At 62.5% G+C, this 22,743-nt stretch carries 20 protein-coding genes; 8 read left to right on the plus strand and 12 right to left on the minus strand.

The window, feature by feature from the left end; all coding sequences use genetic code 11:
- Window positions 1–592: 592 nt before the first annotated feature.
- Window positions 593–1,927 carry an imelysin family protein gene (locus tag PCLY_RS02290; RefSeq protein WP_061237627.1) on the minus strand — a complete coding sequence of 445 codons (1,335 nt, stop codon included), beginning with the start codon at window positions 1,925–1,927 and terminating at the stop codon, window positions 593–595.
- Between the two features lie 189 nt (window positions 1,928–2,116).
- Between PCLY_RS02290 and PCLY_RS02295 the strand changes: the two genes are divergently transcribed.
- Window positions 2,117–2,689 (plus strand): LemA family protein, encoded by a 573-nt coding sequence (locus PCLY_RS02295; protein ID WP_061237628.1) that lies wholly within the window; start codon window positions 2,117–2,119, stop codon window positions 2,687–2,689.
- Window positions 2,690–2,699: 10 nt separating this feature from the next.
- A complete protein-coding gene (locus tag PCLY_RS02300; RefSeq protein WP_061237629.1) occupies window positions 2,700–3,605 on the plus strand; it encodes a GIDE domain-containing protein in 906 nt (301 codons plus the stop codon).
- Between the two features lie 61 nt (window positions 3,606–3,666).
- Here the strand turns inward: PCLY_RS02300 and PCLY_RS02305 are convergent, their stop codons facing one another.
- Window positions 3,667–5,721 carry a putative bifunctional diguanylate cyclase/phosphodiesterase gene (locus tag PCLY_RS02305; RefSeq protein WP_061237630.1) on the minus strand — a complete coding sequence of 685 codons (2,055 nt, stop codon included), beginning with the start codon at window positions 5,719–5,721 and terminating at the stop codon, window positions 3,667–3,669.
- A gap of 303 nt (window positions 5,722–6,024) precedes the next feature.
- On the opposite strand from PCLY_RS02305, the gene PCLY_RS02310 reads away from it, so the two are divergent.
- Both PCLY_RS02310 and PCLY_RS02315 read left to right on the plus strand, forming a co-directional pair.
- Window positions 6,025–7,320 carry an ammonium transporter gene (locus PCLY_RS02310; protein ID WP_061237631.1) on the plus strand — a complete coding sequence of 432 codons (1,296 nt, stop codon included), beginning with the start codon at window positions 6,025–6,027 and terminating at the stop codon, window positions 7,318–7,320.
- Between the two features lie 2 nt (window positions 7,321–7,322).
- Entirely contained in the window at window positions 7,323–7,967 is a 645-nt protein-coding gene (locus PCLY_RS02315) for a hypothetical protein (protein WP_061237865.1), read from the plus strand.
- A 161-nt stretch (window positions 7,968–8,128) separates the two neighbouring features.
- Here the strand turns inward: PCLY_RS02315 and PCLY_RS02320 are convergent, their stop codons facing one another.
- The 8 genes from PCLY_RS02320 to PCLY_RS02355 form a co-directional block, all read right to left on the minus strand.
- Entirely contained in the window at window positions 8,129–8,710 is a 582-nt protein-coding gene (locus PCLY_RS02320; RefSeq protein WP_061237632.1) for a superoxide dismutase, read from the minus strand.
- Between the two features lie 341 nt (window positions 8,711–9,051).
- On the minus strand, window positions 9,052–10,383 hold the full coding sequence (locus PCLY_RS02325) for a DUF58 domain-containing protein (protein ID WP_061237633.1): 1,332 nt from the start codon (window positions 10,381–10,383) through the stop codon (window positions 9,052–9,054).
- A complete protein-coding gene (locus PCLY_RS02330) occupies window positions 10,380–11,414 on the minus strand; it encodes an AAA family ATPase (RefSeq protein ID WP_061237634.1) in 1,035 nt (344 codons plus the stop codon). The genes PCLY_RS02325 and PCLY_RS02330 overlap by 4 nt, the downstream gene beginning before the upstream one ends.
- Complete coding sequence (locus PCLY_RS02335) at window positions 11,411–12,592, minus strand: DUF4350 domain-containing protein (protein WP_061237635.1); 1,182 nt, start codon at window positions 12,590–12,592, stop codon at window positions 11,411–11,413. The genes PCLY_RS02330 and PCLY_RS02335 overlap by 4 nt, the downstream gene beginning before the upstream one ends.
- On the minus strand, window positions 12,589–14,175 hold the full coding sequence (locus PCLY_RS02340; protein ID WP_061237636.1) for a DUF4129 domain-containing protein: 1,587 nt from the start codon (window positions 14,173–14,175) through the stop codon (window positions 12,589–12,591). Before PCLY_RS02340 ends, PCLY_RS02335 begins: the two co-directional genes overlap by 4 nt.
- Entirely contained in the window at window positions 14,162–15,142 is a 981-nt protein-coding gene (locus tag PCLY_RS02345) for a stage II sporulation protein M (protein WP_061237637.1), read from the minus strand. The genes PCLY_RS02340 and PCLY_RS02345 overlap by 14 nt, the downstream gene beginning before the upstream one ends.
- Entirely contained in the window at window positions 15,139–15,864 is a 726-nt protein-coding gene (locus PCLY_RS02350; RefSeq protein WP_061237638.1) for an RDD family protein, read from the minus strand. Before PCLY_RS02350 ends, PCLY_RS02345 begins: the two co-directional genes overlap by 4 nt.
- Window positions 15,865–15,953: 89 nt before the next feature.
- On the minus strand, window positions 15,954–16,712 hold the full coding sequence (locus tag PCLY_RS02355; RefSeq protein WP_061237639.1) for a DUF975 family protein: 759 nt from the start codon (window positions 16,710–16,712) through the stop codon (window positions 15,954–15,956).
- 183 nt (window positions 16,713–16,895) lie between these two features.
- On the opposite strand from PCLY_RS02355, the gene sbcB reads away from it, so the two are divergent.
- Complete coding sequence (gene sbcB, locus PCLY_RS02360; protein WP_061237640.1) at window positions 16,896–18,341, plus strand: exodeoxyribonuclease I; 1,446 nt, start codon at window positions 16,896–16,898, stop codon at window positions 18,339–18,341.
- A gap of 234 nt (window positions 18,342–18,575) precedes the next feature.
- Here sbcB and mvaT read toward each other — a convergent pair whose 3' ends face one another.
- The gene (gene mvaT / locus PCLY_RS02365; protein ID WP_061237641.1) at window positions 18,576–18,950 is read right to left on the minus strand and encodes a histone-like nucleoid-structuring protein MvaT; all 375 of its coding nucleotides are present in this window, start codon (window positions 18,948–18,950) and stop codon (window positions 18,576–18,578) included.
- A 297-nt stretch (window positions 18,951–19,247) separates the two neighbouring features.
- On the opposite strand from mvaT, the gene purU reads away from it, so the two are divergent.
- Genes purU through PCLY_RS24985 form a run of 3 tightly spaced genes read left to right on the plus strand, consistent with a single transcriptional unit; the run spans window position 19,248 to window position 20,757 of the window.
- Window positions 19,248–20,099: a formyltetrahydrofolate deformylase gene (purU, locus tag PCLY_RS02370; protein WP_061237642.1), complete on the plus strand. Its 852-nt coding sequence runs from the start codon at window positions 19,248–19,250 to the stop codon at window positions 20,097–20,099.
- 45 nt (window positions 20,100–20,144) lie between these two features.
- Window positions 20,145–20,570 carry a CBS domain-containing protein gene (locus PCLY_RS02375; protein ID WP_061237643.1) on the plus strand — a complete coding sequence of 142 codons (426 nt, stop codon included), beginning with the start codon at window positions 20,145–20,147 and terminating at the stop codon, window positions 20,568–20,570.
- Window positions 20,571–20,580: 10 nt separating this feature from the next.
- Window positions 20,581–20,757 (plus strand): hypothetical protein, encoded by a 177-nt coding sequence (locus PCLY_RS24985; RefSeq protein WP_197432128.1) that lies wholly within the window; start codon window positions 20,581–20,583, stop codon window positions 20,755–20,757.
- A 45-nt stretch (window positions 20,758–20,802) separates the two neighbouring features.
- Here the strand turns inward: PCLY_RS24985 and PCLY_RS02380 are convergent, their stop codons facing one another.
- The gene (locus PCLY_RS02380; protein ID WP_061237644.1) at window positions 20,803–22,680 is read right to left on the minus strand and encodes a methyl-accepting chemotaxis protein; all 1,878 of its coding nucleotides are present in this window, start codon (window positions 22,678–22,680) and stop codon (window positions 20,803–20,805) included.
- Between the last annotated feature and the right edge of the window lie 63 nt (window positions 22,681–22,743).

The following is a 22,743-nucleotide window of genomic DNA, read 5'->3' on the forward strand; positions in this document are numbered from 1 at the left end:
GTTCCGGTGCTGCTCCGGGGGCCGGCTTACAAGGGCCGTCCCTGGCCCTTTAAGCCTCTCGCCGCATCCATGCGGCTCACTCCCCTACGCAACACCTCCACTCGGCCTCCTGACGGGACCTGGTCGCAAGCTTGCGACATCTCCGGAAGATCAAAGTCGGTAGCGTTTGGCTTTTGCTCTTGAAGCGCGATCTCACAGACGACGCCCAAGTCCCCTTCAGGAGGCCGAGTGGAATCACCGTGGAAGGGGTTGAGCGACATGGATGTCGCGAGAGCTGCGATGGGCCAGGGATGGCCCTTCGCAGCGTGCCCCTGGAGCGGTGATGGAAGGAGGGAACCCCGGCGCAGCCGGGGCCGTATGCAGGGGGGTGTTTCTTTGCTTACTTTCTTTGCACAAGCAAAGAAAGTGAGTCGCCCGTAAGGGGCGAAACCCATCAGGCCAGGCGGCGTGCTAATGGAGAGTGCCAAGTCATCGACAGCTAGCACTTAATTGCCAGCCCGGTGTCAACTCGCACATTCCCCAAACTATGCGAAGAGCCAAAAAAAAGCCGGCACTCCTTGCGGGGTGCCGGCTTTTCAACCTGCGGCGTCGATCAGAACTCGTGATCGGCGGTGTCAGGGTTCAGGTCGCTGATGCCCAGCTTGCCGGCAGCCTGCTCGATGGCACCGGTCTGCTTGACTAGGGCGGCGATGGCATCGCGCACCAGTTGCTGGCCTTCGGCGTTGTCGGCCGCGATCAGTTGGTCGAAGTGCACGTTGTTCTTCTCGGCGCTGTCGACCAGGGCCTGCAGCTTGGCTTCGGTGTCCTGCAGGTCGGCCTTGAGCGTCGTGTCGGCCTGAGCATCGGCCTTGGCCACCAGCTCGGACAGGCTCGGACCGGTCAGGGTGGTGCCGTCGACCTTCTTGTACTCGCCCAGGTAGACGTTGCGAATGCCCTTGCCGTTGTAGAAGTGCGAGTTATGGGTGTTGTCGCTGAAGCAGTCGTGCTCGTCTTCGGTGGAGTTGGCTTCCAACGCGACCTTCATGCGTTCGCCAGCCAGTTCGCCGAGCGACAGGCTGCCCATGCCGAACAGCATCTTGCGCAGGCCGTTCTCGCCCGAGTCGGCGACCAGCTCGCTGCGGTAGTTGCCTTCAACGCCGTCTTTCCACTGCTCGACCATGTCGTTCAGGTCGCTGACCAGCAGGTCTGTGGCTGCCTTGAGGAAGGCACGGCGGCGCTCGTTGTGGCCGCCGGTGGCGCCTTCACCCACTACATAATCGGTGTACGGACGCTCACCGGCGCCTGGGTTGGTGCCGTTGAGGTCCTGGCCCCAGAGCAGGAATTCGATGGCGTGGTAGCCGGTCGCCACGTTGGCTTCGGAGCCGCCCAGCTCGTTCAGGCTGGCCAGCAGCTCGCCGTTGATCTCGGTGACGTCGATCTTGTCTTCGCCGACCTGGATCTCGGTGTTGGCGATGATGTTGGCCTGCGCGCCCGGGTTGCCCAGCGCATGCTGGTAGTCGTCGGCGACGTAGTCGATCAGGCCTTCGTCCAGCGGCCAGGCATTGAGCTGACCTTCCCACTCGTCGACCACCGGGTTGCCGAAACGGAACACTTCGCTCTGCATGTACGGCACGCGGGCGGCCAGCCAGGCTTCGCGCGCGGCCTTCAGGGTCGCCTCGCTGGGATCGGCAAGCAGCGCATCGACAGCGCTTTGCAGCGCTTTGCCGGTGCTGGCGGCGTCGCTGAACACGGCCAGGGCCAGGTCGGCGTAATGGTTGACCACGGCCTTGGCCGCCGCCTCGTCGACCTTGCCTGCAGCTGGGGCCGCGTTCTCGGTGGCGGTAGCAGGGGTGGCTGCCTGGGTGGCAGGGGCTTTGTCTTCGCCACAGCCAGCGAGGGAAATGGCGATGGCCAGCAGGCTGGCGGAGGCCAGGGGCATACGAATCATGGCGGGGTCCTTTGCGTGTCGAAATGTGGACGGTACTCAGAGGTACCTGAAAAACTGCAACATAATGCAAATGTTTCGCATTATGTGTAAAGGCCATTATTCGTTGCTGTGCGGGATATCGCTGCCGAGGCGCCGCGCTGCCGTTAGAATGCCAGTACCTGAATCGCAGTTCTGCATGGAGAAAACTGCATGAGCCTAACCGCCGTGATCGTCATCGTTGTCCTCGTCCTGCTCGGCGCCTATGCGGTGTCGCTGTACAACGGTCTGGTGCGCCTCAAGCATGGCGTGAGCAAGGCCTGGTCGAACATCGATGTGCTGCTCAAGCAGCGGCATGACGAGCTGCCCAAGCTGGTGGAGACCTGCAAGCAGTACATGCAGTACGAAGGCTCGACCCTGGAGCGGGTGATTGCCGCGCGTAGCGCCGTTGCCAGCGCGCGTGAGCAGCAGGATGTCAGTGCCCTGGGCAAGGCCGAGAGCGGCCTGCGCGCGGGCCTCGGTCAACTGTTCGCACTGGCCGAGAACTACCCCGAGCTGAAGGCCAACGACAGCTTTCAGCACCTGCAGCAACGCATCAGCGGCCTGGAAAACGGCATCGCCGACCGCCGCGAGCTGTACAACGAAGCGGTCAATCTGAATAACGTGCGTATCGAGCAGTTCCCCGACGTACTCATCGCGCGCATGTTCAACTTCCAGGCGGCCGAGCTGCTGGTGTTCAGTGAGGCGGAAAAAGCTGACGTCGATCTGAAGTCGCTGTTCAACTGAGCGTCTGCCGATGTTGCAGGTCGACCCTTTCGGCTTCTTCTTCACGCTCACCCTGACCCTTGGTGCCTGCCTGGCTGGCGCCTGGTGGTGCCTGCGGCGCTGGTCGCAGGCGCGCCATCTGCTCGACACTCCGACCTCGAAGATTCGCTCGGCGGCGCAGGGTTACGTCGAGCTCTATGGTGTGCTCGAAGAGCTGCCGGACATGCAGCTGCGTGGACCTCTGACCGGTAAGCCCTGCCTGTGGTGGCGCTTTCGCATCGAGGAGTACCGTTCCAGTGGCAAGAAGCGCAGCTGGCGGGTCGTCGAGAGTGGCGCCAGCGACGCCTGGCTGCGCCTGGTCGATGGTACCGGCGAATGCTTGATAGACCCTCGTGGTGCCGAGATTCGTGCTGCGGTGCGCGAAGTCTGGGAGGGCAATCTGCGGCATCCGTTGGGCCCGGCCAAGAGCGGGTTGTTTGGCTTTCTGAGCAGCGGCCAGCGTTATCGCTACAGCGAGGAGCGCTTCCATAGCGGCCAGCCGTTGTATGCCATCGGTGATTTTTGCACACGAGGTGCGGCACAACAGGGGTTCGACAGGCATGCCGCGCAAGGCGAGGTGATCCGCGAATGGAAAGGCGATTACTCCGGTCTTTTGCGACGTTTCGACAGTGACGGCAACGGCGAACTCGACGAGCAGGAGTGGAATCGCGTGCGACTTGCGGCGCAACTGGAGGCCGAGGACAGGCATCGGCAAAAGGCATCCGAACCGGCACAGCATCACATGGCCAAATCCGGCGAACGCCAGCCGTTCATTCTTTCCAACAGCGGAGAGGACGAGCTGGCCCGCAGCTTTTACTGGCAAGCCGCCGGGGGCGCTGTGCTGTGCCTGGGCGGGGCATTGGCCACTGCCTGGATATTGGGTGTGCAGAACTGGTGAGCCGGTTATTGCGCTCAAACGAAAACACCGCGACAGATCGCGGCGTTTTCGTCGGTGAGGATCACAGCGTCGCGGCGGAACTCAGGCGCCTTGCCTGCTTGAGGAACAGGGTCAGTTCGCGAGCTGGCAGCGGTTTGCTGTAGAAGTAGCCCTGACCCTCGTGGCAACCCTGGGCAATGATGTAGGCCTCCTGCTCGGCGGTTTCCACACCTTCGGCGATGACCTGCATGCCCAGGCTCTTGCCCAGCTGGATGATGGCGCGAACGATGGTGGCGTCGTCTTCGTCCTCGAGCAGATCCTGGACGAAACTCTTGTCGATCTTGATCTTGTCCAGCGGCAGGCTCTTCAGATAGCTCAGCGACGAATAGCCGGTGCCGAAGTCGTCGATGGCGATCAGCGCGCCAGAGCGGCGCAGGCTGAGCAGGTGCTGCGCCGCGGTGCTGATGTCTTCCATCAGGCCGGTCTCGGTCACCTCCAGCTCAAGGCTCTTCGGCGGCAGGCGATAGACCTGCATCAGGTTGTTGACCACGCGTGGTAGTTCGGCATGGTGCAGCTGCACCGTGGACAGGTTGATGGCCATGCGCAGGTCGCTGAACCCCTGGTCATGCCATTCGCGCAGCTGGCGGCAGGTCTGGTCGAGAATCCACTCGCCGATGGGAATGATGGTGCCGTTCTGCTCCGCCAGCGGGATGAACAGGTCCGGCGCGACGAAGCCATGTTGCGGGTGCTGCCAGCGCAGCAACGCTTCGACGCCAACCACGCGATGGTCGCGGTAGTCCACCTGGGGCTGATAGACCAGATGCAGCTGGTTCTGCGCGAGGGCATCGCGCAGGTCCTTTTCCAGCTCGCGGCGACGGCGCATCTCACTGTCGACGCTGGCGATGTAGAACTGGTAGCGGTTGCGCGAGCGGCTCTTGGCCAGGGTCATGGTCTGCTCGGCTTTCTGCAGCAGCTTCTCGGTGCTGTCGCCGTCTTCGGGGAACAGGGTGATGCCGATGGTGGCGCGCAAACGTACTTCGTGCTGATCGAGCTGGAAGGGCAGTTCCAGATCGTCGAGCACGCTCTGCGCCAGTTCCGCGGCCTCGTAAGGTTGCTCGATATCGGCCTGCACCAGGGCGAACTGATCGCCACCGAGACGGGCCAGGGCGCCAAGGCGGCCACTGTGGCTGCGCAGGCGGTCGGACAGCGCCAGCAGTAGCTGGTCACCGCTCTGATAGCTGAACTGCTCGTTGATGCCCTTGAAGTCATCCAGGCCGACGCACAGAACAGCGACACGACGCTGCAGGCGACCGGCGTCTTCGAGAATCTGGTCGAGCTGCTGTTGCAGCTGCTGGCGATTGGGCAGGCCGGTGAGGAAGTCGTATTGCGCCATGCGCAGCAGGCTGTTCTCGGCCTCACGGCGCAGGTGAGTGTTGCGTTCGATAGAGGAGAGCAACTGGTTGGCGGTATTGATCCACAAGCCCAGCTCGTTCTTCTCGTTGCCCTTGAGCATGGGCAGCTTGTGCTCGCTGGGGCGGTCGGGGTTGATGTTGGTGAGGTGCTCGATGATCTGTGAAAGAGGCTTGGTCAGCAGCCAGTGGTAGACCAGATAGAGCACCAGGCCCATGGCCATGGCGCGTAGCACGCCGGAGATGAAGATGATCACCGAGTTGGTGACGAAACTCTCGCCGTAGGGCGCAGTGTCGAGGGTGATGTTGAGGTCGCCGTAGTACTCGCTGTAGGGGCCGCGACCTACCAGTTTGGTGGAGAAATGCTGCTCCTGGCCAAGGATCGGATCGGTCAGCCAGCGCGTGGGAATCTGCGCCAGATCCCGCGTGCGTTCGGCAAGCATCGGTTCGTTGGGGTGGCCGATGGCGGCGTAGCGTACGGACTCGTGCTGGAACAGCCCCTCGATCACCTGCATGCCCATTTCCCGGTCCAGGCTGTACACCGCCTGGGTCGAGGGATCACGGAACATGCCGAGGATGCGCTGAGCATCGTTGGAGACGGCCTGACGCGTCTTGTAGGCATCGAACACGATTTGCGCGCAGCTCAGCACCACCCCGACCACCAGTGCTGAAAGCAGCACCACACGGAGCAACTTGAGTGACAAGCTGTTTTTCAAATCCAGCTTCAAAGGCAATTCCTTATGTCGATGCTTACAGCGTCAGTCAGACGAGAGTATTGGCAATCTAATCTTGGCCGTCAAAGGGCCATCACCTCTGGTGGCAATTTTTATTCCTCAAGGGTCGCTCCTGGTGCGAGTCGACGTCTTCAGCGCAATTCCTTGCTCTGTGTCGGTGCGATGGTGACCGACTTGAGCGCTCTTGGTGGTATTGGCCGCGTTTCGTCGTGGCGTCCGCAGTAGCGCAGTTTGTCGCCTGATTCGAGGCTGGCACAAGAGTTGCGAACGTCGGGCATCGCACAGGAGGGAACCGTGATGAAAACGCTCATGCTGTTGCTCGTCGTTATCAGCTTTGCCCCGCAGGCTCAGGCTGCCAGTGAAGAGGCTGCCAATACGGCCTGGCTGGTCTTGGCCAGTGTGCTGGTGTTCTTCATGCAAGCGGGGTTCGCCTTGCTGGAGAGTGGCATGGCGCGGGCCAAGAACGCTGTCAACGTGATGATGAAGAACTACATGGACTGTTGTGTTGGCGGCATCGTGTTCTGGCTGTTCGGTTTTGGTCTGATGTTCGGCGCCAATGCCACTGGCTGGTTCGGTATGAGTCATTTCGCCCCCAACGCGGGTGAACCCTGGGATTACACCTTCCTGTTGTTTCAGATGATGTTCGCCGCCACCGCTGCGACCATTGCCAGCGGGGCGATGGCTGAGCGTACGCGCTACGGTGCCTACCTGATCGGTGCGCTGCTGATCAGCGGTGTGATCTACCCGATATTCGGCAGTTGGGTGTGGGGCGGCCTGTATGGCGGTCAGGGCTGGTTGGCCAAGCTCGGCTTCATCGACTTCGCGGGGTCGACCGTGGTGCACAGCATCGGTGCCTGGTGTGCACTGGCGGGGATTCTGGTGCTTGGCCCGCGTCTCGGTCGCTTCGCCCCCGATGGCAAGGCGCGTCTGATTCCAGGGCACAATCTCGGTCTGGTGGCATTGGGCGGTTTCATCCTTTGGGTCGGTTGGTTCGGTTTCAACGCTGGCAGCAACCTGAAAGTCAGCAGCAGCCTTGGGCTGATTGCCCTGAATACCCATCTGGCTGCAGTCGCTGGCGCGCTCGGCGCTCTACTGGCGCAACGCAGCGCATCCAGCCCGGTGCTCTTGACCACCACGGTGAACGGTTCGATTGGCGGGCTGGTGGGTATCACCGCCGGCTGTGCCAGCATGGCGCCTGGCTTCGCGTTGCTCAGCGGGCTGGTTGCCGGCTTCGTCGTGGTGTACGGCATGCGCTTGCTCGATCGTATGCGGCTCGACGATGTCGTCGGTGCGATTCCGGTCCATGGGTTCGCCGGCATTTGGGGCACGTTGGCAGCGGGTCTGTTCTATCAGGGCGATCTGTTCAACTGGGAGCGTGTCGCCGTGCAGGCATTGGGCGCGGCAGCCGCCTTTGCCTGGGCTTTTCCGGTTGCTCTGGTGTTCTACTTCCTGCTGGCCAGGACCATCGGGCTGAGGGTTTCGACCCAGCAGGAGCAGCGCGGTCTGGATTTCGCCGAACATGCCGAAGTCGGTTATCCGGAGTTCAATCTGACGCAGACCTTCGACAGTGAACAATGGTCGAGGAGGGGGTGAGGATGAGATTGAGCCTGCGACGACGCGCGATCTATACCGGCCTGGTTGGGCACTTTTCCGATGAAGAGGTCTGGCCGTTGCTGGCGCTGTGGGAGAACAAGTACGCGGAGCAGCCGCCGTTCGCCCTCAATGAATTTCTCGCCGAGGTGGTGCTGCGTACCGAGCGAAAAGTCGAGCGCGCGCGGCTGTACCGCGAGTTGGTCGGTGCCTTGACCGGTCCTCCTGCGCAGTTGCTGCCGGATCCGTCGGAGCAACTGACCGCCTGGCGCCAGGGGCGTAATGAGGCGGTGCGGCAAGTCGCGACTCCTGATAGCGCTGCGCAATCGACTTTCCTGGCCTTGAGTCGGACCTTGCTGGAGCAGCTAGAGAGCCCGCAGCAGATGGCATTGAGGCTCTTTGCCGCCGGTAACCTGTCCGGCATGGGGGTAAGTGCCGAGCTGTCGACACGCTTGCGTATCTGGCTGGAGCAGGGCGGGGACGACGCAGTCGCCAGTCTGGGGCTTGAGCAACTGCGCAAGCTGCTGAATCTGCTCTATATCGGGCTTTGCGAGTTTCTCGGGCCGGTGCGTGCCGACCGCGTGCTGAGCCAGGCGGTCAGCCGTGTGGAGGCGCAGGGGGTGGAGTTCTCACCGCGCCGGCTTCTCTAGCAGACTGCTGAAAAAACTGCCCCGGCTTTGGCCTTGGGCGCCTGTCTGCTTTCTGCATCCATGCCGCCGGCGCCTGCGTGTTTCGACGCTCTGCCGACGCCAGGGCCAGAAACGAAAAACCCGGCCATCAAGGCCGGGTTTTCGCATTACGGGGCTTGGATTCAGGCCGCGTAGTTCTGGGCGACGAAGTCCCAGTTCACCAGGTTCCAGAACGCCTCGACGTACTTCGGACGCAGGTTGCGGTAGTCGATGTAGTAGGCGTGTTCCCAGACGTCGCAGGTCAGCAGCGGAGTATCGCCGGAAGTCAGCGGGCAGCCAGCGCCGATGGTGCTGGCCAGGGCCAGGGAGCCGTCAGCTTTCTTCACCAGCCAGCCCCAACCGGAACCGAAGGTGCCGATGGAAGTCTTGCTGAACTCTTCCTTGAACTTGTCGAAGGAACCGAAGGCCGCGTTGATGGCGTCAGCCAGGGCACCAGTCGGCTGACCACCGCCGTTCGGCGACAGGCAGTTCCAGTAGAAGGTGTGGTTCCACACCTGAGCGGCGTTGTTGAAGATGCCGCCCGAGGAAGTCTTGACGATTTCTTCCAGGCTCTTGCCTTCGAACTCGGTGCCCGGCACCAGGTTGTTCAGGTTCACGACGTAGGTGTTGTGGTGCTTGTCGTGGTGGAATTCGAGGGTCTCGGCGGAAATGTGCGGCTCGAGGGCGTTCTTTTCATAAGGCAGCGGCGGCAATTCAAAAGCCATGTTCTATCTCCTACTCAGGTCGTGTGCGGTATGCGCAAGGCCGATCACGGGCGGCCTATAGGCGGCGTCGAGTCTGTACTCTTTGCGCCGCAGACTCGGGATCATAGCACCCGGCCACGGCCATAACCACGCAACATCTGTGTGGAAAAGCCGGTGCGAGGGCGGTTGCAGCAATGTCTTCGACAACCTGCTGCGCCAGCAGTTGCTTCTAAAAAGAGAACCTCTAAAAACAGGTGAGGCACGCAGCGCAGCGCCAAGGCCTGCGAAAACGCGGAGCTTACCTGCTGTTTTGCGTGTGTTTTTAGCGCAGCGATGACCGCGACGGTGCTTGCTAGTGGTCCCTACAGTGCGCCGGCCTTCTTCCAGGCCAGGTAACTGCTCACCAGCTCCGGGCCGAGTTCGCCCGGGCGCGCGTCGAGCACTGGCACTTCATGGGCAGCCAGGCGCTCGTGCAGGTCGGCGCGGGCGTTGAGGTAATCCAGCGTGCCGCAGTAGGCCAGGGCCTGATCGAATTGCTCCACGGGAGTCTGGCGCAGGCGGTCGAGTGCTTCTTCGCGCAGACTGGCGACCAGTACGCGATGCTGGCGCGACAGGCGACGCACGGCAGCGAGCAGATCCTGATCGTCTTCATCGCGCAGGTTGGTCACCAGCACCACCAGCGAGCGACGCCGCTGACGCGTCAGCAGCAGGTCGGCGGCGGCACTGAAATCGGCAGGTTGCTGGCTGGTATCGAGGTCGTAAACGGCGTTGAGCAACACGTTCAGCTGGGCAGGCCCCTTGACTGGCGCCAGGTAGCGCGACTGGTTGCCGGCGAAGGTCGCCAGGCCAACCGCATCGCCCTGGCGCAACGCTACGTAACTGAGCAGCAGGCAGGCGTTGAGGGCATGGTCGAAGTGCGACAGCTCGTCGTCCTGGCTGCGCATGCGCCGGCCGCAGTCGAGCAGGAAGACGATCTGCTGGTCGCGTTCGTCCTGATACTCGCGAGCGATGGGAATGCGTTTGCGTGCAGTGGCCTTCCAGTCGATCTGGCGCAGGGTGTCGCCGTCACGAAATTCGCGCAGCTGGTGAAATTCCAGGCCCAGGCCGCGCCGTGGACGCTGGCGTACACCCAACTGGCTCAGCCAGTCATCCACGGCCTTGAGTTGCGCGCCGTAGAGGCGCGCGAAATCCGGGTAGACGCGGCTTTCGTCGGGCAGCGGCAGCAGGCGCTTGGCTCGCCACAGGCGCAGCGGGCTGGGCAACTGCAGCTCGCACAGGGCGAAGTGGAAGTGCCCGCGGATCAATGGTTTCAGGCGATAGCTGGCGCACGTCTGCTGGCCAGGATGCAGGGTGACGCGTTGCGGCAGAAAGTCGAAGGCCATGCCCTCTGGCACATGGTCGAAGACCTCGATTTCCTGTGTCTGGGCGAAGTCGTGGTGAACGATCAGCTGCACCTCGCTCCAGCGTCCGAGCGGCAGGTTGCCCGGTAAGACGCGCTGCAGACGCGGCGAACGCTGGCGACGCAGCCATAGCGCGTCGACCGTCGCGACCAGCAGCAACGCCAGTGACAGCCCCCAGGCCATTGGCATCAGGCTGTCCGCCAGGCGTATGCCGAGCAGGGGCAGGGCGCCGAGCAATACGGCAGTGGCGAACAGGCCGCCGAGCAGCCCGAGGAGCAGGCGCGAAGGCTTCATAGGCGCGGTGCCGGCACCTGATCGAGCACCTGTTGCAGGACCTGATCCACCGACAGGCCTTCGATATCCAGCTCGGGCGCCAGGCGTACACGATGGCGCAGTACCGCCAGCGCGCAGCTCTTGATGTCATCCGGCAGGACGAAGTCACCGCCACGCAGCAGCGCGCGAGCACGGGCACCGCGTACCAGGGCGATCGAGGCGCGTGGTCCGGCGCCCATGGCCAGGCCAGGCCAGCTGCGGGTGGCGCGGGCCAGGCGTACGGCGTAATCGAGCACTTGATCGTCCAGCGGCAGATCGCTGGCGATCTTCTGCAGCGCCAATACGTCCTTGGCTTGCAGCAGGGTACGCAGCGGGCTGACTTCGAGCATGTCGGCCTTGGCCGAGCGCGTCACCTGGCGCACCATGTTCAGCTCTTCGTCCTGCTGCGGATAATCCATGCGCAGCTTGAGCATGAAACGGTCCAGTTCGGCTTCCGGCAGCGGGTAGGTGCCCTCCTGCTCGATCGGGTTCATGGTCGCCAGCACCATGAACGGCAGCTGTACCGGCAGGGCGCGACCTTCAAGGGTCACCTGGCGCTCCTGCATCACCTCCAGCAACGCGGCCTGGGTCTTGGCCGGCGCGCGGTTGATTTCATCGGCCAGCAGCAGGTTGGTGAACACCGGGCCCTTGCGCAGTTTGAACTGCTCGCTCTGCATGTCGTACACGGCATGACCGGTGACATCGCTGGGCATCAGGTCCGGGGTGAACTGGATGCGCGCGAACTCGCCGCCGAAGCAACGTGCCAGGGCACGCACCAGCAGGGTCTTGCCGAGGCCGGGCACGCCCTCGACCAGCACATGGCCGCCGGCGATCAGTGCAGTCAGCACATCGTCGATCACTGCGCTCTGGCCGATCACGGCCTTGCGCAACTCGGCACGCAGGGCCTGGGCCAGCTGGCTGGCACGCTGGCGCTGCTGCATCTGCGGATTGCTCGGTGCGGCAGCCGGGGCGTCCTGCGCCGGCAGGTTGTCGTTCTCGGGGGTCTCGCTCATAGGGCATTCCTGAGGGTTTGCAGGTGGGCGACCTGGCGGGTGAAGTCACTGGCGGACAGGCGCTGCGGCGGCAATGGGCGCATGGCCTGGCTGATGTCTCTGGCGGGCAGGCGGGTCAGGCGACCGAGCACCTGCCATTGTTCGGCGACGGCGAGTTTCTCGAAGCCGGGGTAGCGGCGCCGGGCGCGGCGATTGATGTCCTGTTGCAGGCCTTTGAGCAGGCTGTGCTGGCCACTGCGGCGCAGGAGGAAATCTGCACTGCCGCGCAGGTGTTCTTCAAGCTGGCGACGGGCACGGCTGGCTGGCGCCTGCAGCGGGCCGTGGCGTACGCCGAAGTGCCACAGCGCGGCGCCGATCAACAGCGCCAGCAGCAGCAAGGCCAGCGGGAAATGGCGCAGGAGCAGGCGCGCCAGGCCGTCACTGTCGGCGTGGTAGAGCAGGGTCACGGCGCTGTCCTGGCTCAGATACCAGAGCAGCCAGGCGTGGTCGTATTCGTCGATGCTGCGGTTCTGCCAGATCCACGGGTCGCTGAGTACGGTGATCAGGCCATCGCCGTGGTAAAGCTGCAGCAGATGCGTGGCAGCGTCGCTGTTGGCCCAGGCGTGAGCCCGGTTCTGCGCATCGTAGAGGTGAAAGTCGGTGTCGAAGGCGATGTAGGCCGGGGCTTGTTCGTTCTCCAGGTAGAGCTTGGTGAGTTGCGGGTAGTCCTCGCTCGCTTCGCTCTCTGGCTCGGGCTCACTGGCTTCGTCGTCGTCCAGTTCGTCACTCATGTATTGCTGAATGCCGAGCAGATCGAGCAGCAGGTCGCCGCTCTTGCCTTCCTCTTCGTCCCACAGGCGTTCGGCGATGAACAGCAGATGGCCGCCGTTAGCCGTCCATTGCAGCACGCGCTCGACCTGGCGCGGCGTCATGTTGCCGCGATCAGCCAGGAGCATCAGGGTCTGGCCCTCGCTGGGCAGCCCGTCCAGCACTTCCAGGCCCTCGGCGCGGCGGGCGTCGATGCCCTGTTTGCGCAGGAAGTACTCGGCAGCCAGGTAAGGGCTGCTGGCAACCTCGGGAGAAGGACCGTGTTCGACCACTTCCTCATAAGGTTCGAGCTTGCCCAGCAGATAAATGGCGAGCAGCCCAAGGCCCAGCAGCAGGACCATGCTGAGCGCGAAACCGGCGCGCCGACTCATGCTGCACGCTCCTGGCCGAACAAGTTACGCCAGCCCTGGCACAGGCCCTGACGCAGCGACTCGGCAGGCGGGCGATGACCATAGGCCAGGGCCTGCCAATGCAGGGTCAGTTGACGGCTGTAATCCTCCAGGCTCTGCTGCCCGAGGCCGCTGACCATGTGCAGCACCTCACCTTCGGTGTGCGACTGTTTCAAGGGCAGGCGGTGTTCGTGCAAGAGCCGGCTGAGCAGGGCGCGGTAGAGCAAACCCAATGCTGCGCGCGGCTGTTCGGTCCAGAGCCGCTCGGCTTCGCTGGCGACATCGTCGGGCAGCGTCTCCGGTGCCAGTTCCAGACCGAACAGCTGCTGCGGTGCGGCGTGTCGGCGGCGCGCCGGCAGGCCGATGCGTTCGCCAAAGGTCTGCAGCCATTCGCGGTAGCGCCACAGGACGAAAGCCAGCAGTGCGGCCAGCGCTGCCCACAGCAGCACTTCGAAGATCTGTGCGACGACGTCCAGGCTCTTCCACCATTCGCCCAGCTTGAGCAGGTTCTTGAGCATGTCGATGAAGGCTTCGACGTCTTCCGGCTTGGCTTCCTCAGCAGGCTTCTCCTCGCCCAGGCGCCAGCGTGTGACGGTTTCGCGGTGCTGGAAGGGCGGCTCGTCGAGCAGCGCTTCGATGCTTGCACGCGCGGCCTGGCTGGTCAGCGGCTGTTTCAGCAGGCGCGGGGCATCGGGGCCTTGCGAGTCGCTCTGCTCAACCTCTTCGCTGGCGATTGGCGAGGTGTCGGCCCAGGCATGGCTGGGCAGCTGGGTCAGCAGCACGGCGCAACCGAGCAGCAAGGCGTAGGCACTGCCGGTCAGGCGCTGGCGCAGACGGCGGAAGTTCAGCTCGATATCCCAGGCTTCCAGGGCGGTGCGGCGGTTGAGGTAGAGGGTGAAGCCGCAGGCGACGTAGACCGGCTCCCAGATGATCAGCAGCAGTACGTAGAGCAGGTTGGACAAGTGCTCCAGCCACATCCACTGGCCGCTGCTGGCGGCAATCAGGCTTTCCCAGCTCCAGTTCAGTTCCACCTGTTGCGGCAGCATCAGGTAGAACAGGGCGATCAGGCCCAGCCACAGGGCCATTTCCAGATGCATGCCCACCAGGGTCAGCCAGGTGGCGGCCGCGCTGTCGCGTTGACCGAGCACCACCAGCCGCTGGCTGCGCGCCTGACCGGCCAGGCCTTCGAGCTGCAGCACGGGCAGATCGAAGCTGCGGGTCGGGCTGAGGCGGCGCCAGGTCAGGCTGGCCAGCAGTTGCGGCCATAGCAGTTTCGGCAGTGCGCGCAGCGATTGTTTCAACGAGGGCGTATTGCCGAACAGGGCCTGCGAAAGGATGTACAGCGGCAACCGCTCATAGGCCGGCTTGAGCCACCAGAACAGGAAGATGGCCCAGCCCGGATACTGCCACAGCAGGGCACAGAGCAGGCCGAACACCGGGAGCGTGACCAGCGCCCAGCTGGCCATCAGCAGACCGGCGTGACGACGGGCGAGCAGCACGCCGAGGTCGATGGCCTCCCAGGCGCTGCGTGGGCGGATGGCGACGCTGGCTTCAGTCAGGCGCATGCTGCCTCCGTCCGGCCAGCAGCAGATAGCCCAGCACCAGCGCCCAGAGCCCGGCACCGACGATGTACTTGATGTTCGGGCTGGCGAAGGTGGTGGAGGACCAGAACGCCTCGATGAAGGCGGCCAGCAGCAGGAACAGAATCACCCCGCACACCAGTTGAATCGCCTTGCTGGCGGCCAGACGCAGGGCTTCGCCACGGGGCAGACGTCCGGGGGCCAGCAGCGCCCAGCCGAGCTTGAGCCCCGCAGCACCGGCCAGGGCGATGGCGGTCAGCTCGAAGGCACCATGACCGATGACAAAGGACCAGAACGGCTCGCCGTAGCCGATGCGCGTCAGGTGGCCGGCCACTGCACCGATCATCAGGCCGTTGAACAGCAGGAAGAACAGGCTGCCAAGGCCCAGCAGCAGGCCGCTGGCGAAGGTCTGAAAGGCGATACCGATGTTGTTCATGATGTAGAAACCGAACATCACCCAGTCATCACCGGAGCCGCGTTCGCTGAAGCGGCCAAGACGGCGGGCGTCTGGGTCGTACATGCTTTCCATTTCACTGACCTGGTCAGGGCTGACCAGGCTGAAGATCAGCTCGGGGTAGAGGTAGGTCAGCAGCCCCATCACCGCCAGGCTGCCGAAGAACAGCAGGCTGGCCGCGCACACGCTGCGCCATTCGCTGCGTACCAAACGTGGGAAGCCGCCGAACAGAAAGCGGACCAGCTGTGCGACAAGGTGGCTGCGATGGCGATAGAACTGCTGGTGGCCACGCATCGCCAGTTGCTGCAACTGGTCGATCAGGTGACTGCTGTAGCCGCGCGCCTGGGCCAAGGCCAGGTGCTGGCAAAGCTGCCGGTAGCGGGCGGCAAAGCCTTGCGAAACCTGGGCGTCGGCCTTGCCGCGCTCCAGCGCTTCGAGCTGGTTGTGGAAGGCATCCCAGTCGGCCTGATGGCGATTTTCGAACAGGCTCTGCTTCACGGGGCGCTCCCTAGCAGGCCATGGGCAATGCCATTGAGGCGAGGTTCAGCCTGCTCGGCCGGCACTTGCAAGGGTTCGGCCAGCAGCGCAGCCAGTTCGGCTCTGCGAGCCGCGGACAACTGACTGCCCCGTTCGGCAAAACCGAGAATGGCGCGTTGTTCGCCGAGGCTGAGCGGGAAGGGCGCTGGCAGGGGGGCAGCGTCGGTCAGTTGCGGTTTGCTCAGTGGCGCATCGCGATAAACCACCAGCGTGCCGGCGGCGATATCGCCGAGGCGTTTGAATGCAGGGTGGTTCAGGCAACTGATGATGCCCAGGGTGTAGCCGAACGGCAGAATGTCGACGAAGCGCAGCAGGTTGCGGGTCAACGAGGCGGCCCAGCCAATCGGCGTACCGTCATCGTGGACCACGCGCAGGCCCAGCATCTGCTTGCCGGGGGAGCGGCCCTGGTTGAGCACCTCGAACAGCACCATGTACCACCAGGTCACGAGAAACAGCAGGATGGTACCCAGACCCATGCCGAACTGGCCGAGCAGGCCAAGGATGATATAGACGACCGTGAGGATCAGGCCGCGAATGGCCAGGTCGATGGCGAATGCAAGGGCGCGTGGGACCAGCCCAGCTGGTCGCAGATGCAGATCGATACCTTCCGGCGTTTCGACCTGATAGCGAGTATCCAGGGGCGGCAGGGTGGGCGAAAGGCTGGCGCTTGAGCGTGAGGGCATCGGCGGACTGCATCAAGGAAAGCCCGATGCTAGCGAGCAGCGGGCCACGAACGCAACCGGGCCAGCGAACTGACCCGAGTCTCGTCGACTTATTGGGCGGCAGGCAGTACGCCGAAAATGGTGCGATACAGCACGCCCATGGCCACGACCATCAGCGGAATGCTCCACACCATGCCGATACCCAGGGGGATGGCGCTGACTACGATGATCAAGCCGAGCACGATGAACAGACCGAAGACCTTGAACCAGTGCTGGGTGATGGCTTTGCGCGAGGCTTCCAGCGCCTGCCAGGGCGACAGGCCGCGTTCGACCACCAGCGGAATGGCCAGCAGGTAGGCGACGCCCAGGTAGATACCGGGGATCAGCAGCAGGATCATGCCGAGGTAGATCAGCAGCATCATCACCACCGCAGTGATGATCAGCGGCACGGTGCGACCGAAGTGGCTGAAGATTTCGTTGAAGTTCAGCGGCTGGTCGGCGGCGCGGCGGATGCCGACCATGTTGATGCCAGCCATGAAGGGGTAGGCCAGCGCCGACGCCAGCAGCGAAATCATGATTTCGCCGACGACCATCAGCACCATGTTCTGGCTCAGAGCGGTAAAGATGCCGACCACACCACCGAGGATGAAGGTCGCTGCCAGCAGTACCACGTAGAACACCAGAAAACCGCCGATGATGATGCCCTTGGTGCCTTTGACTTTGCTCCAGGACTCGCTCAGCAGTTCGCCGATGCTGAAGTCATAACCGCGTGCCAGGGCTTCTTCGATGCTTGGCGTCTGGTTGTGCGAGGTCGGTTGCAGGTCGCTGGTGGGTGCGGCGTAGGGATTGGGGGTGATCGCGTCACTCATGGTTGCATCCTTGTACATTGAGTGGGAGGGGTGTCAATGCTAGTGGTTACGGCGCTCGCCCGACAAGCGCGGGGCACCTGGCAGTATGGCGACTGTGCGCTGGTTCATGCTTTTGCGCGCGGCGGCGAGTCGGGAGGTGGATGATAGACTGCCGAAAAACTTGCATCAGGTACGGAGCCGCCCATGACTTCCAGCATCTTCTGGTACGACTACGAGACCACCGGTATCAATCCGCGTTGTGACCGTCCGCTGCAGGTGGCAGGTATCCGTACCGATGAGGCGCTGAACGAAATCGGCGAACCGCTGAACATCTACTGCCGACCCAGCGACGATATTCTGCCGCACCCTGCGGCCTGTCTGGTGACCGGTATCGACCCGCAACGCCTGCAACAGCAGGGGCTCGATGAGGGCGAGTTCATGACGCGGGTGCACGCCGCGCTCTCGGCACCGGGTACCTGTGGCGCCGGTTACAACAGCTTGCGCTTCGATGACGAGGTGACGCGTTACAGCCTCTATCGCAACTTCTTCGACCCCTATGCGCGCGAGTGGCAGGGCGGCAACAGCCGCTGGGACTTGATCGATCTGGTGCGCACGGCCTATGCGTTGCGCCCCGAAGGCATCGAGTGGCCCGAGGAGCAGGGGCGGGTGTCGCTCAAGCTGGAGCGGCTGACCCAGGCCAACGGTATCGATCATGGCCAGGCGCATGACGCGCTCTCCGATGTGCGCGCCACCATTGGCCTGGCGCGTCTGCTGCGTGACCGGCAGCCACGGCTTTACGACTTTCTCTATCAACTGCGTAGCAAGCAGCGCGTCATGGACCAGATTCGCCTGCTTCAACCGGTCTTGCATATCTCCGGACGTTTCTCGGCTGCGCGCCATTACCTGGCGCCCGTGTTACCGCTGGCCTGGCATCCGCGCAATCGCAACGCGCTGATCGTCTGCGACCTGCAGGCCGACCCATCGCCGCTGCTGAACCTGGACGCCGATACCCTGCGCAGCCGTCTTTACACCCGCCGTGAGGAACTGGCCGAGGGTGAGGCGCCGGTGCCGCTGAAACTGCTGCATATCAATCGCTGTCCGGTGGTGGCGCCGCTTTCGGTACTGCGCGAGGCCGATCGGCAGCGCCTGCAGCTGGACTGGTCGAACTGCGAGCGCCATGTCGAGACGCTGACGAACGAACAACCGCTATGGCAGGACAAACTGGCGGCCATATACGCTGAAGAGGCTTTCGCTGGAAGTAATGATCCCGAACAGCAGCTTTACGATGGTTTTATTGGTGATCGAGATCGTCGGTTGTGTGAGCAGGTGCGTCGTGCCCAGCCTCAGGCATTGGCCGGCGATAAATGGCCGTTCGACGATGCGCGATTGCCAGAGTTGCTGTTTCGCTATCGGGCTCGCAATTTCCCGGAGAGTCTTTCAGTGACCGAGCGTCAACGCTGGACGGACTTCTGTTGCCGGCGACTGGCCGACCCGGAGTACGGGGCGCCCAATACGCTGGCGCAATTTCATGCTGCGCTGGAGCAGTTGCGCGTTGACTGCAACCCGGACCAATTGCAACTTCTTCAGCAGTGGCAGGCGTATGCGGAACAAGTGCAATCGCGTCTGGCTGCGAGTTCAGCGGCTGTGTAATTAGACGAGAAAACACTGCGGTGATGGCTCTATCGCAACGCCGTGGTCGAAGTTTTGTAAGAAAAGTGCAGCGGGCGGGAACTTTTTGGTTTGCTGTCAGTAAGGCGGTAGTCAGGCTAATTGAGTGTGGTCAGGCGCGAGGCAAGGGATTGCCCAAAACTGTTCTCGGACGATGCTGAAAAACGCGCAATAAAAAACGCCAGCATGGCTGGCGTTTTGGGTGTCGCTCAGATGTTAGCCCAGCAGCGTGGCCCAACCTTCGACGACGTCGGCGCCCCACTTGGCTTTCCACTCTTTCAGAGTCTTGTGGTTGCCGCCTTTGGTTTCGATCACTTCGCCGCTGTGCGGGTTCTTGTACTGCTTGACCTTGCGCGCACGCTTGGTAGTGGTCGGCTTGCTGGCGCGTACGCCTTTGGTGCTTTTGGCTTCAGGGTCGAGCAGGGCGATGATGTCGCGCAGCGACTTCTGATATTCGCCCATCAGAGTGCGCAGTTTGCCTTCGAACTCCAGTTCTTTCTTCAGCTTGTCGTCTTGCGACAGGTTTTTCAGACGCTCTTGCAGTTCCTTGATGGCTTCTTCTGTAGCGCGGTATTCGTTGATCAGCGACATGGGCATTACCTTGGCGTGAATAAATCAATGCGGTGGACAGTGAGCCAATAATAGTCACGCACTTATAACAAGTAAACAGCGAATATTGAAATGACTGCACGACCGTGCAACGCCTTGTGTCGCACGCGCCCAAATTAAATTGACTGTTGCAACTCGTTGGTAAATTCAATGCGCTTTAGTAGTGCACTTTCTCTCGGCACGGCCGAGTGCTTCAACGTTGCGCCGTTGCTGCAGTTTTTCCGGCATATCGTTAGAATGCCCGACTTTTGCGCCGCCATTGGCATTGGGGTTTTAGTCATGCGTACGTTCAGATTGGTCATTTCCTGCCCTGACCGCGTCGGCATCGTTGCCAAAGTCAGTAATTTCCTCGCCACCTATAACGGCTGGATTACCGAAGCCAGTCACCACTCCGATACACAGAGTGGCTGGTTCTTCATGCGCCATGAAATTCGTGCGGACTCGCTGCCGTTCGACCTCGACGGTTTCAAGCAGGCCTTCTCGCCCATTGCCCGTGAGTTCTCCATGGACTGGCGTGTCACCGATTCGGCGCAGAAGAAGCGTGTGGTGTTGATGGCGAGCCGTGAGTCGCATTGCCTGGCCGATCTGCTGCATCGTTGGCACAGCAATGAACTCGATTGCGAGATTCCCTGCGTGATCGCCAACCACGACGATCTGCGCAGCATGGTCGAGTGGCATGGCATTCCTTACTTCCATGTGCCGGTTGACCCCAAGGACAAGGCCCCGGCCTTCGCCGAGGTGGAGCGCCTGGTCAAGGAGCACGCAGCCGATGTCATCGTCCTGGCGCGCTACATGCAGATCCTGCCACCTGCGCTGTGCGCCGAGTTTGCCCAGCGCGTGATCAACATTCACCACAGCTTCCTGCCGTCGTTCGTCGGCGCCAAGCCCTATCACCAGGCTTCGTTGCGCGGCGTGAAGCTGATCGGTGCCACCTCGCACTACGTGACCGAGGAACTGGACGCCGGCCCGATCATCGAGCAGGACGTGGTGCGGGTGACTCACCGCGACGACATCGAAGAAATGGTGCGTCTGGGCAAGGACGTGGAGAAGATGGTTCTGTCTCGTGGGCTACGCTATCACTTGGAAGACCGAGTGCTGGTACACGACAACAAGACGGTGGTATTCGACTGATCTTGCGGCGTGGGCTGGCCCGATGCATGTCCGAGGAGAACGCCCATGCTCAAGTCCATCAAGGTGCGTGACTACATGACTCGCCATCTGGTGACCTTCAGATCGGATACCGACCTGTTCACCGCCATCAATCGATTGCTGGAGCACCGTATTTCCGGAGCTCCGGTGGTCGATTCGCAGGGCCACCTGATTGGTCTGTTGTCCGAGGGGGACTGCCTGCGCGGCATTCTCTCTGGTGCCTATTACGAGGCTATCGGTGGCAACGTCAGCACCTACATGACGACAGCGGTCGAGACGGTCAGCCCGGAAGCGGACATCATCGAGCTGTCCGAGCGTTTCCTGCGTGGCCGGCGTCGGCGCATGCCGGTGATCGAGAATGGTCGTCTGGTCGGGCAGATCAGCCGGCATGACGTGCTTCGTGCGGTGAAGGAATTCGCTCAGCACGAGCAGGGTGAGCTGAGCATCGGTTGAGGGTGGGGCAATGAGCGATCCGCTGGACAAGGCCACTTCCAAGGCGCCGCCGACTCTGGGCGAAGGTTGTGTGCGGCGCTATGACCCTGAGGCGCTGACGGACGAGGATGGCACCGATTTTCCCGAGGCTGCCGAGCTGTGGCGACAGCTGCAACAGCCGCAAGAGCCGAAGTCCGACAATGAGTGAAGAACACAGGGCGCCATGCAGGCGCCCTGTTTCATGTTGCTCGGCTCAGATGCGGAAGCTGTCGACCAGGTGCTTGAGGCGCACCGCCTGTTGCTCCAGGTCGCCGCAAGCGCGCAGGGTGGACTGCAGGTTCTCCACGCCCTCCTGATTGAGGGTGTTGATCTCGATGATGTCCATGTTCAACGACTCGATCACCGAGGTCTGCTCTTCGGTAGCTGTGGCCACCGACTGGTTCATACCGTCGATGTCGCCGATACGGGCTGTCACGGTGCCCAGGCGCTCACCGGCCTGATTGGCGATTTTCACGCTGTCTTCGCTGTAGCGCTGGCTCTCGGTCATGGTGGTAACCGACTCGCGCGAGCCGACTTGCAGCTCCTCGATCATCTTCTCGATTTCCTGCGCCGATTCCTGGGTACGGTGCGCCAGATTGCGCACTTCGTCGGCGACCACGGCGAAACCACGACCGGCTTCACCGGCGCGCGCGGCTTCGATGGCGGCGTTGAGTGCGAGCAGGTTGGTCTGCTGGGAAATGCTCTTGATCACTTCGAGAATCTGGCCGATGTCTGAGGTCTTGCTGTTGAGCATTTCGATCTTGGCGCAGGCGTCGCTGATCTTGTCCGAGAGTTCGCTCATCGAGCGGATCGCCTGTTGCACCACCTTGCCACCGTCCTCTGCTTGATGGCGTGCATCCGAGGCCTGATTCGAGGCGTCGGCGGCGTTGCGGGCGATTTCCTGGGCGGCGGCGCCGAGCTGGTTGATCGCCGCCGCCACGCTGTTGGTGCGGCTGGCCTGCTCGTCGGAGTTGGCCATCGACGAGTTGGAGGCGTTGACCACCAGCTTGGCCACTTCGTTGACCTGAACGGTGGCGGATGACACTTCTCGGATGGAGCTGTGGATTCGCTCGACGAAGCGGTTGAAGGAACTGGCGAGGGCGCCGAATTCGTCGTTGGACTGAATCGCCAGGCGCTTTGTCAGGTCACCTTCGCCCTGGGCGATGTCCTCCATGGCGGTGCCCATGGTGGTCAGTGGCTGCATCAGCACGCGGATTAGCAGGCCGAGCAGGGCGATGATCAGCACCACGGCGATGACCATGGCGACGATGGCTGAGGTGCGGAACTCGCTCAGCATGCTGTAGGCCTGGGTCTTGTCGACCGACAAGCCGACGTACCACTGTACCGAGGGCAGGCCCTTGATCGGGGTGAAGGTCAGGATGCGGGTCTGGCCATCCTGCTCCACTTCGCTGAACGTGCTGCTGATCGGTGGTGTGTTCTGCGGGTAGAGATCGCTAAGGTTCTTCATCACCAGGTTCTTGTCCGGGTGAACCAGAATCTTGCCGTCGCTGCTGACCAGAAAGGCATAGCCCATGCCGTCGAAATCCAGCGAATTGATGATGGTCACCAGGGTCTGCAGGTTGAGGTCGCCACCGACCACACCGACCGCAGGCACGGGGGTGGCGATGGTCATGATCGGTACGTTGGTGGCTGCATCGATATAGGGCTCGGTCAGGGTCGTGCCGCCGGCCGCTTGGGCGTCCTTGTACCAGGGCCGGGCTCTTGGATCGTAGCCATCGGGCATCTTCTCGTCCGGGCGCATGGTGAAGGCGCCCTGGGCGGTACCCAGATAGATGAAGGCGAAGGTGTTGGCCAGCGCCTTCTGTTCGAGCAGCTTGATCACATGATCAGTGCTGCTGTCGCCGGCGAAGGACTGGGCGACGGTTTCGACCAGCAGAATGCGCCCATCCAGCCAGTTCTGGATGTTGTTGGCGGTGACATCGCCCATTTCGCGCAGGTAATTCTGCAGATCGTCATGTATCGCATTGCGCTGCAGGTAGTCGTTATAGAGGGTGAACAGCGAGAAGGCCGCAATCACCACCAGTGAGGCGGCGAGCAGGATCTTGTGGCTAAAACGCAGGGAGTTGGCCATGGTCGTGCCTCCGGTTGACGGCTGATTGTTTCCGCCAACCGGCATCTGCCGGATTGCGGAAGC

The sequence above is a fragment of the Ectopseudomonas composti genome (assembly GCF_001567565.1).
Classification (GTDB): Bacteria; Pseudomonadota; Gammaproteobacteria; order Pseudomonadales; family Pseudomonadaceae; genus Aquipseudomonas; species Aquipseudomonas composti_A.

Excerpts from the sequence above, each read along its gene's own strand:
- PCLY_RS02290 (WP_061237627.1), bottom strand. The coding sequence starts at position 1,927 with ATGATTCGTATGCCCCTGGCCTCCGCCAGCCTGCTGGCCATCGCCATT.
- PCLY_RS02295 (WP_061237628.1), top strand. The coding sequence starts at position 2,117 with ATGAGCCTAACCGCCGTGATCGTCATCGTTGTCCTCGTCCTGCTCGGC.
- PCLY_RS02300 (WP_061237629.1), top strand. The coding sequence starts at position 2,700 with ATGTTGCAGGTCGACCCTTTCGGCTTCTTCTTCACGCTCACCCTGACC.
- PCLY_RS02310 (WP_061237631.1), top strand. The coding sequence starts at position 6,025 with ATGAAAACGCTCATGCTGTTGCTCGTCGTTATCAGCTTTGCCCCGCAG.
- PCLY_RS02315 (WP_061237865.1), top strand. The coding sequence starts at position 7,323 with ATGAGATTGAGCCTGCGACGACGCGCGATCTATACCGGCCTGGTTGGG.
- PCLY_RS02320 (WP_061237632.1), bottom strand. The coding sequence starts at position 8,710 with ATGGCTTTTGAATTGCCGCCGCTGCCTTATGAAAAGAACGCCCTCGAG.
- PCLY_RS02325 (WP_061237633.1), bottom strand. The coding sequence starts at position 10,383 with ATGAAGCCTTCGCGCCTGCTCCTCGGGCTGCTCGGCGGCCTGTTCGCC.
- PCLY_RS02330 (WP_061237634.1), bottom strand. The coding sequence starts at position 11,414 with ATGAGCGAGACCCCCGAGAACGACAACCTGCCGGCGCAGGACGCCCCG.
- PCLY_RS02335 (WP_061237635.1), bottom strand. The coding sequence starts at position 12,592 with ATGAGTCGGCGCGCCGGTTTCGCGCTCAGCATGGTCCTGCTGCTGGGC.
- PCLY_RS02340 (WP_061237636.1), bottom strand. The coding sequence starts at position 14,175 with ATGCGCCTGACTGAAGCCAGCGTCGCCATCCGCCCACGCAGCGCCTGG.
- PCLY_RS02350 (WP_061237638.1), bottom strand. The coding sequence starts at position 15,864 with ATGCCCTCACGCTCAAGCGCCAGCCTTTCGCCCACCCTGCCGCCCCTG.
- PCLY_RS02355 (WP_061237639.1), bottom strand. The coding sequence starts at position 16,712 with ATGAGTGACGCGATCACCCCCAATCCCTACGCCGCACCCACCAGCGAC.
- sbcB (WP_061237640.1), top strand. The coding sequence starts at position 16,896 with ATGACTTCCAGCATCTTCTGGTACGACTACGAGACCACCGGTATCAAT.
- mvaT (WP_061237641.1), bottom strand. The coding sequence starts at position 18,950 with ATGTCGCTGATCAACGAATACCGCGCTACAGAAGAAGCCATCAAGGAA.
- purU (WP_061237642.1), top strand. The coding sequence starts at position 19,248 with ATGCGTACGTTCAGATTGGTCATTTCCTGCCCTGACCGCGTCGGCATC.
- PCLY_RS02375 (WP_061237643.1), top strand. The coding sequence starts at position 20,145 with ATGCTCAAGTCCATCAAGGTGCGTGACTACATGACTCGCCATCTGGTG.
- PCLY_RS24985 (WP_197432128.1), top strand. The coding sequence starts at position 20,581 with ATGAGCGATCCGCTGGACAAGGCCACTTCCAAGGCGCCGCCGACTCTG.
- PCLY_RS02380 (WP_061237644.1), bottom strand. The coding sequence starts at position 22,680 with ATGGCCAACTCCCTGCGTTTTAGCCACAAGATCCTGCTCGCCGCCTCA.